We start from the raw sequence: 9,610 nt of genomic DNA, 5'->3' as shown, positions 1-9,610 counted from the left end.
AGAGCATCACGCGTAGCTGCTGGCGCTGGTCGAGGCGGTGCTCCCACAAGAGGCCGGCCTGGCTCTGCAGCACGCTCTTGCGGGTGTCGTACTGCTCGGCCAGGGGCGCCGCGCGCGGGGCGCGGGCGAACTGCTCGGCCGTCATGCCCAGCGGGTCCTGCGCGTCGATGCGCACGCGGTTGGCCACCAGCGTCAGGCGGCTGCCGTTGTCCAGGGCGATGCCCAGCCTGCCATTGACGAGGTCGCGCGTGGCGGCGCTGTGATCGCGCCAGCCGTCGGTGTGGAAGCGGTTGGCGCTCAGGAGGTAGTCCACGCGGCCCTGCGAGCCGCTGGCCTGCACGCCCTGGCGCCAGGTGCCGGCGCTGCCGCCGGCGACCGAGTAGGCCAGCCGGGGCGGGCCCTCGCCGCGGGCGGTGAAGGCCTGCACCACGCCGCCGGAGGAGTTGCCGTACAGCGCGGAGAAGGGCCCGCGCAGGATCTCGATGCGATCGAGCGAGGCGATGTCGATGTTGGAGGTCTGGCCCTGGCCGTCGGGCAGCGTGGCGGGGATGCCGTCCACGTACAGGCGCACCCCGCGCACGCCGAAGGTGGAGCGTGCGCCGAAGCCGCGGATGGACAGTTGCAGGTCCTGCGCGTAGTTGTAGCGGTTCTGCAGCTGCAGGCCCGGCACGCCCGCCAGGCCTTCGCTCAGTTGGGACTGCAGGCGACCGTCACGGATCTCGCTGCCCTCCACCCGCTCCACCGAGCCCGGCACCTCGAAGGGCACCACCTCGCCGCGCGGCATGCTGACGGTGACAGCGGGCAGTTGTTGCACCTCGGGCGCGGGCTGCGCCAGCACCAGGCCGGGCAGGAGGAACAGCGGCCAGCCTGCGAACGGGCTCCGGAACGACGACGACATGCGCGCATGTTGTCATGCCGGGCCGCGGCCGCGGCACAGGGTTGCCCGCGATGGGCGCCGGGGCGCCTGCGTGGCAGGGGCGCTCAGGAACGGCTGCGGCGCAGCCAGCCGTACCAGACGCAGACCGCCACCGGGATGCCGAGTGTCACCCAGGCCACGACATCGCCGGCGCCGCCGTCGCTGAACAGCGCCGACACCAGCCCGACGGCGGTGAGCACGCCCAGCACGATGGGCCAGCCCCACATGGCCCACACACCATTGCTGCTGCGTTGCGCGGGGGTGTTCATGGCGCCCCCTCCAGCCGCGCCGCGGCATTGGCACCCACCGGCTGCGGCGCCTGGCCCGGCGCCGGCGCATGCGGCGGCGGCGCGGCCGCCTCGGGGCCGGTGCGCGGCTTGTGCTCGTGCACCGGGTTGCCCTTCTTCAGCCACAGGTACAGGCCGCTGCCCAGCACGATGATGGTGGCGATGTCCAGCAGCGCCCAGATGATCTGCATCGGCATGCCGCCGTAGTCGCCGAAGTGCAGCGGCTGCGACACCAGCAGCGCCGTGAGGTACCAGGGCAGCTTCGGCGCGGCCGTCACCTCGGCCGTCTTCGCGTCCACCAGCACCGGCTGCAGCAGGCGCGAGGTGAAGGGCTCGTTGCCCTTGAGGAAGAAGGTGTGGTGGTGCGGGCTGGAGAAGGCCGTGCCGGGGAAGGCGATGAAGGCCAGCTTGGTGCCGGGCGCCTGGGCCGCCGCGACTTCCATGGAACGCTGCACCGAGGCGCGCTCGGCCACCGGCACCGTGGGCTGGCCCTTGTACGGCGCCAGCAGCGTGCTGAGCTGGTCGTACTGCCAGTACTTGATCATCAGGTCGGCCCAGGTGTTGATCATGCCGGTGGCGCCGACGACGAACAGCCACACCAGCGTGACGATGCCCAGCAGGTTGTGCAGGTCCAGCCACTTCAGGCGCGTGCGCTTGTCGCGGCGCACGGTGCCGAAGTCGAGCTTGCGCATGAAGGGCGAGTACAGCACCACGCCGCTGACGATGGCCACCAGCAGCAAGAGGCCCATCAACCCCAGGAAGAGCTTGCCCGCCAGGCCGGCGAACAGGTCCACGTGCAGCTTGAACATGATCCACATGAAGCCCTCGTCGAAGCGCGGCGTGGGCAGCGCCTCGGCGGTGCGCGCATCGACGGCGACGGAGCGGAAGTCGTCGGTGGGCGCCGGCGTGGGCGTGAGGGTGACGAACCACAGGTTGTCGTCGTCCTCGTCCTTGGAGGCGAACTGCACCACCCGGTCGGGGTACTTGGCGCGCGCCACTTCCAGCACCTTGTCCAGGCTGGTGTGCGGCGTGCCTTCGGTCATCTTCGGCGCCTCCACCTCCGTGCCGAGCAGGTGCCCGATCTCGTGGTGGAAGATCAGCGGCAGGCCGGTGATGCACAGCAGCAGCATGAACACCGTGCACACGATGCTGCTCCACTTGTGCACCCAGGCCCAGGTCTTGATGGTGCGGGTGGTCATGGACATGGCCGGATTCTCCCTGGCGATCGCCGTCAGAACTTGTAGGTCGCGGTGGCGACGACGTTGCGGCGCGCGCCCCACCAGCAGTCGCCGCGGGCCAGGCAGGTGCTGAAGTACACCTTGTCGGTGGCGTTGTTGACGTTCAGGGCCAGGCGCCATTGCTCCGACTCGTAGGCGAACATCAGGTCGAGCAGGGCCACCGAGGGCACGCGCGGGCCCGCCTCGGCGCCGATGCCGTCGCGGAACGCGCTCATGTAGCGCACCCCGGCGCCGGCCGAGAAGCCCGGCACGCCGGCGATGGCGAAGCGGTACTTGCCCCACACCGCGGCCTGGTTGCGCGGCATGCCGCCGAGCTTGGGATCGGCGTCGATGTAGTTGTAGTTGGCGATCAGGTCGACGTCGCGCGCCAGCGTGGTCTTGAACTCGAGTTCCAGGCCCTTGTTCTTCGTCGCGTCGAGCTGGCGGCCGTCGTTCGGGCTGGTGGGGTCGGAGACGATGCGGTTCTTCTCCTTGAGCGAGTAGACCGAGGCGGTGAAGCTGGTGTCCGAGCCGACCGGCTGGTACTTCACGCCCGCCTCCACCTGCTCGCCGCGCAGCGGCTTGAAGAGGCGCTCGTTGGCGTCGGTGCCGGCCAGCGGCGTGAAGGACTCGGTGTAGCTCAGGTAGGGCGACCAGCCCGAGGGCAGCACGTACATCGCGCCCAGGCGGCGCGTCGTGGCCTTGGTCGTCTCCGACGCGCTGCCCGCCGTGCCGGCGGTGCTGCGGTCATGGCGCAGGCCGGCCACGAAGATCCAGTTGCCCCACTTCATCTGGTCCTGCACGTAGATGCCGGCGTTGCGCTGCGTGGTGCGGGGCTGGTCGGTCAGCTCCGTCACCGGCACGTAGCCGAGGCCGTAGACCGGCGCATAGGCGTCGATCACGCTGAACACCGAGCCCTCGCGCTTGTCCTGCCGCTGGCGCGAGTACTCGGCGCCGATCAGCATCGTGTGGCGCACCGGGCCGGTGTCGAAGTGGCCCTCGACGTGGTTGTCGATGCCGGCCATGCGCGTCCAGGTCAGCGACTTGTCGTTGTACCGGCCGAGCAGGCGCTGGCCGAAGGGGTCCTCTCCCCAGCCGCCGGTGATCGAGAAGAAATCGGCCCAGTGGTAGTGCGAGTCGTTGAAGGTGCGCGCGAAGCGCGCGTTCTGGCGGAAGGTCCACTGGTCGTTGAAGCGGTGCTCGAACAGCCAGCCGAAGGTCTTGCGCTCGGTGTCGTAGCCGTCGCCCGGCTCGCCGATGAAGCGGCTGGTCGGCAGCGGCCCGTTGACGTTCGGCAGGATCGTGCCCTGCCAGGGGAAGAACTGCGAGGTGCTGCCCGTCTTGTCCTTCTGCCACAGGCCCTGCAGCGTCAGCGAGGTCGCCGCGCTGGGCTGCCAGGTGAGCGAGGGCATGACCAGCGAGCGGTCGTCCGGCACGTGGTCCACCTGCGTGTCGGCCTTGCGGTGCAGCGCCACCAGGCGGTACGACCAGGTGCCGTCGGCCGTCAGCGGGCCGGTCAGGTCGGCCTGGATCTGCTTGCGGCCCCAGGAGCCGAACTGCACGCCCACCTCGCGCGAGGCCACCGGCTGCGGCCGCTTGCTGACCATGTTGACCACGCCCGCCGCGGTGCCGGCGCCGAACAGCATGCCGGCCGGGCCGCGCAGCACTTCCAGGCGCTCCAGCGTGTAGGGGTCGGGGCGCGCGGTCGCGGTGTACCAGCCGGACGAGTACATCTGCAGCCCGTCCAGATAGAGCGACGGCTCGCTGCCGCGCACCATGAAGCTGTCGGCGCGCGAATCCAGCCCGTAGCCGTCGGAGCGCACGCCGGCGGCGTAGGTCAGCGCGTCCTGCAGGTTGGTCGCGCCCTGGTCGACGATCTGGTCGCGCGTGACCACCGTGACCGACTGCGGCGTCTCGGCCAGCGGCGTGTCGGTCTTGGTGGCGGTGGCGGCGTTGCGGGCGCGGTAGCCGATCACCGGCGAGGTGGCGGTCTCGCGCTCGGCCTGCGCATCGACGCGGATCACCGGCAGGGTGTTCTCCGGCGTCTGGGGCGGCTCGGCGGTCTGGGCGGCGGCCGGTGCCGCGGCAGCCGCCAGGGCGGCGGCGGCCAAAGTGATGGGGAGGCGTCGGAAAGTCGTCAGGCCGGCAGCGTGCATCGGTCGGAAAAGAAAAATTGAATATGAACAAAAACCGTTCTCATTATCAAACGATTCGCTGCTGCCAGCGAATTTGTCAACGAATCGTTTCTCGAATGAGGCGCGGCGGAGGCGCTCGCCCCTACCCCAGCATCAGCCAGTGGTTGTCCACCCGCAGGCCTTCGATGGCAGGGCCGTCCGCCGGCCGGGGCAACTGCGCCGCACCGTCGCGTCCGCCGGCCCACAACGCGGCGCCGCCGCGGCCGGCCGCCAGGGCGCAGGCCTCGGGCAAGGGCGCGAAGCCGTCCCATCGGCCGTCGGCCTGCCACAGCGCCACGCCGTCGGCGCGCGGGCAACTCACGGCGAAGCGGCCGGCGGCGAAGGCGATGTCGCCGCCGTAGCCGTTGAGCAGATGGCCGGCGCCGTGCGCCGTGAGCTGCCGGCCGTCGAAGCGCGCCAGCAGCGGCGCGCCGCGCCGGGCGGCGGCGTCCTCGTGCTCGGCCTGCAGGGCGATGCCGAGCACGCGCCGGCCGCCCGCCTCGCCCCAGGCGATGTGGCGCAGGCTGAGGCGCCGGTCGGCCAGCCGCCACTGGCCGCGCAGGCGGCCGTCGCCGGCGGCCAGGCGCACCAGCGATGCATCCATGCGGTGCAGTTCGACCTTGACGCGGCCGGTCTCGGGCAGGGTCGGGATGCCGCCGTTGGCCACCAGCAGGCTGCCGTCGGCGTCCAGCAGCAGTTCGTGCGGGTCCATGCCGTGGGTCGGCCATTCGTCGACCTTCTCGAGCGAGGCCGCATCGCGCACGCCGACCAGGCCCTGCGCCGTCTCCAGGTCGGTCTCGGTGGTGTAGAGGTGCCGGCCGTCGGCGCTGGCGATGACGTGGCCGTTGAATGCGCGGCCGCCCTCGATCCAGTTCCAGGCCAGCGCCTTGCCGTCGGCCGCGCGCAGGCGCACCAGCCAGTCGCCCGGGCGGCGCGCGGCCGCCAGCAGCGTGCCGCCGGGCTCCGCCCAGACGCCGTGCGCGCGGGTGGGTACTTCCAGTGCCGAAGCGACGGCCATGCGCGTGCCCCGGCGCTCCAGCACGCCGACGCGGTAGCCGCCGGCGGCGTCCAGCGCCTCCCAGGCGGCGGCCATGCGCAGCGGGCCGTCGTCCTGCGCGCCCGCCGCCCAGGCGGCGGGCCCCGCGGCCGCGCCCAGCGCCGCGACCTGCGCCAGCCAGCGACGGCGGTTCGGCAGGGCCTCAATCACCGTCGCCGTCCGAGAAGCCGATGGTGACGTCGAGCGCCGGCGCGACGTCGGCCTCGATCAGTTTCTTGAGGGCGCCCAGTTCCCTGACGGCCGGCGCCAGCGTGGCCGGCTGCGCCGGGTCGGCCTTCGCCATCGCCGCGTCGGCCTGGGCGAGCGTCCGGCCCAGCCGCTCGGCCAGCGGCCCCTGCCCGCGGGCGCGCAGCGCGTCGGCCACCGGCCCGCCCAGGCCGCGCAGCGCCTCCCACTGGCCGGCCCAGGTGGCGCCGGTGGCGCCGCTGGCGGCGCGCTGGAAGGCCGGCGGCCGGCTGCCCGTCTCGGCCGCCTTGAGCGGCTTGTCGATCTGCGTCCAGCGCAGGCGCTCGACGCCGCCGAGCCACTGGTTGATGAGTTCCTGCAGGGCCAGGTAGGTCTTCGTGTGGTCGTCGGCCCAGGGCGTGGCCGCCTGCTGCGCGAAGTCGGCGGCGATGGCGCCGGCCTCGCGCTGCAGGTCGGCCGCCACCTCGCGGGTGTAGCGGCAGCCGGGCGAACCCGGCTGCGGCGCATGCGTCCACAGCAGCCATTCCAGCGCGGGCAGGCCCTTGGCGGGGGTGCCGATGCGCTCCATCGCCTCGGGGCCGCTGGGCGCGGCCTTGATGGCCCGCTCGATGGTGGCCGGGCGCGTGGGGTTGAAGTCCAGCGCGGTGAGCGCGCGGCGCTTGACCAGCGGGCCGACGGCCACGCCGGCCAGGCGGTCCCAAGCGGCGGTGGTGCGCAGCCACTGCGCACGTGCCGCCTCCAGGCCGGCGGCGCCCTGGGCCGCCTCGCCCTCGCACCAGCGGGCCACCGCGCCGGTCAGCTCGGCGGATGCGCGGGCGAAAGCCTGCGCGGCGGGCGCCAGGCGCGTGGCGTAGGCGGCCGAGAGCATGTCGACCGTGCCCGGCCGCGGCGCGGGCACGGGATCGGGGACCTGGGCCCGCGCGCCGCCCACCAGAACGGCCCCGAGGACCAGGGCGCAGCAGGCGGCGCGGCGATGCAGGCCGGATCGCCTGCGGCTGGGTGCCGGTGTCATCGGGAAGGCTCCATTCGATCGGTTCACAGCGAGTTGACGAAGCGCACCAGCGCCTCGCGCTCGGCCTTGTCCATGCGCAGCACCGCCTCGCGCGCGTCGCGCGCCTCGCCGTCGTGCCAGAGGATGGCCTCCAGAACGCCGCGGGCGCGGCCGTCGTGCAGCAGGCGCTGGTGGCCGTTGACCTCGGGGATCAGGCCGATGCCCCACAGCGGCGGCGTCTTCCAGTCGCGCCCGCCGGCCAGGAAGTCGGGCCGCCCGTCGGCCAGGCCCTCGCCCATGTCGTGCAGCAGCAGGTCGGTGTAGGGGTGGATCGCCTGCCCGGTCAGGGCGCGGCTGGTGACCTGCTCGGACAACGGCGGGAACAGCTCGCCGGCGGTGGTGTAGCTGGGCCGGTGGCAGGTGGCGCACTGCGCCTGCCGGAAGAGCTGCTGGCCCTTGAGCACCTGCGCGTCGCGCGCATCGCGCCGGGCCGGCGGCGCCACCGTGGCCTGGTAGAAGACCACGTCGCGGAAGGTCTTGTCGTCGATCTCGGGCGCCTTGCCCTGGGCGCCGCGCGGTGCGGCGGCGCAGGCTTTCTGCGCCGGAGTGCAGCCCTCCTCCGGGAAGGCGGCGGAGGTGATGCCGATGTCGTCGCGGAAGGCCGCGCCCGTCTGGTGCGCCAGCGTGGCGGCGTTGGCCTTCCAGCCGAAGCGGCCGATCAGCACCTGCTGCGAGGGCGCGTCCCACACGCGGTTGACGCGCCCCTTGATCGGGCCGGGCGCCGCCGCCTGCTCGCGGGCGTTGCGCTCGATCTCGGCGACCGGGATCAGCTCCAGCAGCCCCACGCCGATGACCTGCGGCGCGATGCGCGGGCCGAGCATGGTGCCCTTGGCCAGCGGGCCATGCGCCAGCCGGCTCAGGCGGTACTCGGGCTTGAGCAGTTCGTAGGGCGTGCCGTCGGCGAAGCGCCCGCGCACCGTGGTGTGGCGGATGTCGACGCGGCCCTCGGGCGGCACGCCCTGCACCGCGAAGTTCTGGAACTGGCCTCCGTAGGTCGGCTCGTCCACCGGCCCGCCGTGCGGCCCCTGCCCCGGCACCGACAGGCGCATCAGCAGCGCCACCGGCTGCTCGGACAGGCCGCGCGTGAAGTCCGGCGGCTGGCCGCGCCCGTCCTGCACGTGGCAGCCGCCGCAGGAGCGCGCGTTGAACAGCGGCCCCAGCCCGTCGCGCGCCTTGGTGGAGGCCGGCGCCTGCACCCAGTTGCGGCGGAAGAAGGAGTTGCCGATGACGAAGCGCGTGCGCTCGGCGTCGGGCAGGTTGGCGGCCGGGAAGGAGAAGGCGTTGCGCCCCGTGGCATGCACCGTGGCGGCGCCGCCGGTGCGCTCCTCCTCGGAGACCTCGGCCTCGGCGGTCGCGATGGCTGCCGGCGGCAGGCCCACGAACGCCGCGGCGGCGCCCATCGCGGCCAGCCGGCGCCGCCAGCGGGGTCCGGGCCTGCTCACTCCGGGTTGACCAGCGTCAGGCGCGTGATGCCGATGGCACCGGCCGCCTCGACGATGTCCTTGCTTTGCTGCGTCAGGCTGTCGATCGCCTTCTGCACGCGCTGGCGGCCCGGGGCGTCCTTGCCGCCGACGATCTCGCGGTCGAAGGGTGCCTGGATGCCCTCGGTGGCGGCCACCGAGGCGGCGATCTGCGCCGTCGCGCGCTCGGCCAGCGCCGCGTTCTTCGCCGCCACCAGGTCGCGCAGCGAGGGCCCGGCCAGCGTGCTGCCGTCGCGCCGCTGGTAGCTGCCCGTCCACACGTTCTGGATGCCCTTGGCATTGGCGACCGCGTCGCGGTGCGTGTTGTCGGAGAAGCAGGAGTGCTCGTCCTCCTGGTCCTGGCTGGCCAGGGCGACCTCCAGCCGCTCGCCGGCCAGTTCGCCGCGCGAGAGCGAGCCCAGGCCCACCAGCATCCTGCGCAGCGACTCGTTGCCGCCGCGCTCGAACTTCGCGCGGTAGTTGTTCTTCTGGCCCGGCGCCCAGGCGCGCACCAGGAAGCGCAGGTCGTCCACCAGCAGCTCGGTCACCACCGTCAGGTACTGGCGGCGGCGGTCGGCGTTGCGCGTCTTGCCGTCCACGAAGTCCTCGAAGGAGCGGTTGCCGGGGCCGGTCTCGCTCAGGTCCTGGCCCCACAGCAGGAACTCGATGGCGTGCCAGCCGGTGGCGATGTTCTCCTCGCCGTCCTTCTCGTTCAGGCCGGCGAGCTGCTGCTTGGTGATCTTCACCTTGCGGTCGTTGATGATGCCGGCCGTCGGGTTGCCCTCGACCGAATCGACGTACGACTCGTCCATCGGCCAGGCGTTGATGCGGCCCTCGGGGCCCTTGTCGTCGTCGATGGGGCCGCCGTAGAAGCGGAAGGCCTCGGTCTGGCCGTAGAACTCGCGCGCCTCCAGCCAGGCCTTGCGCGCCGCCTCCAGGCCGGCCTGCGAGGGCGCGGCGGTGAAGGCGGCGATCGCCTTCTGGAGTTCCTGCGCGCCGGCCAGCGAGTCCTCGTAGCCGGCGTGCACGAGCCGGGCGTAGTGCGCCACCACGCGCGCCGGCGTGGCCGCCGCCGGCGCCGCCTGCGCGGCGGGCTGCTGCTGCGCCAGCGCCTGCGGCGGCGCGAACAGCGGGACGGTCAGGGTCGAGACGGCCAGGGCCAGGGCCAGGGGCTTCATGCAGCGCTCCTCCAGGATTGGGTGATGGATGCGGGGCGGGCCGGCAGGCGGCAACCCCGGGCCGGCGCGGTGCGGCGCACGGGT

8 protein-coding genes are annotated in these 9,610 nt (G+C 73.0%); all 8 read right to left on the bottom strand.

The features are described from left to right. Positions 1–898 (bottom strand): TonB-dependent receptor (locus Q392_RS12995; RefSeq protein ID WP_038207720.1); only part of this gene is annotated, 898 nt, incomplete at its 3' end. A gap of 83 nt (positions 899–981) precedes the next feature. Next, the gene (locus tag Q392_RS12990; protein ID WP_038207717.1) at positions 982–1,185 is read right to left on the bottom strand and encodes a hypothetical protein; all 204 of its coding nucleotides are present in this window, start codon (positions 1,183–1,185) and stop codon (positions 982–984) included. Beyond that, positions 1,182–2,402 carry a PepSY-associated TM helix domain-containing protein gene (locus Q392_RS12985; protein ID WP_084217043.1) on the bottom strand — a complete coding sequence of 407 codons (1,221 nt, stop codon included), beginning with the start codon at positions 2,400–2,402 and terminating at the stop codon, positions 1,182–1,184. Before Q392_RS12985 ends, Q392_RS12990 begins: the two co-directional genes overlap by 4 nt. Positions 2,403–2,434: 32 nt before the next feature. Beyond that, the gene (locus Q392_RS12980; RefSeq protein WP_051953404.1) at positions 2,435–4,576 is read right to left on the bottom strand and encodes a TonB-dependent siderophore receptor; all 2,142 of its coding nucleotides are present in this window, start codon (positions 4,574–4,576) and stop codon (positions 2,435–2,437) included. A gap of 121 nt (positions 4,577–4,697) precedes the next feature. Beyond that, entirely contained in the window at positions 4,698–5,801 is a 1,104-nt protein-coding gene (locus tag Q392_RS12975) for a DUF1513 domain-containing protein (protein WP_157007983.1), read from the bottom strand. Next, positions 5,794–6,849, bottom strand: a complete 1,056-nt coding sequence (locus Q392_RS12970; RefSeq protein ID WP_038207712.1) for an imelysin family protein — start codon at positions 6,847–6,849, stop codon at positions 5,794–5,796. Before Q392_RS12970 ends, Q392_RS12975 begins: the two co-directional genes overlap by 8 nt. 23 nt (positions 6,850–6,872) lie before the next feature. Beyond that, complete coding sequence (locus tag Q392_RS12965) at positions 6,873–8,288, bottom strand: di-heme oxidoreductase family protein (RefSeq protein ID WP_038207710.1); 1,416 nt, start codon at positions 8,286–8,288, stop codon at positions 6,873–6,875. 38 nt (positions 8,289–8,326) lie between these two features. Next, on the bottom strand, positions 8,327–9,526 hold the full coding sequence (locus Q392_RS12960) for an imelysin family protein (RefSeq protein WP_038207705.1): 1,200 nt from the start codon (positions 9,524–9,526) through the stop codon (positions 8,327–8,329). Between the last annotated feature and the right edge of the window lie 84 nt (positions 9,527–9,610).

It is taken from the genome of Xenophilus azovorans DSM 13620, from assembly GCF_000745855.1.
In the GTDB taxonomy this organism is placed as follows: domain Bacteria; phylum Pseudomonadota; class Gammaproteobacteria; order Burkholderiales; family Burkholderiaceae_C; genus Xenophilus; species Xenophilus azovorans.
Note: the sequence above shows the minus strand (reverse complement) of the source record. Positions and strands in the feature narration are given on the sequence as shown.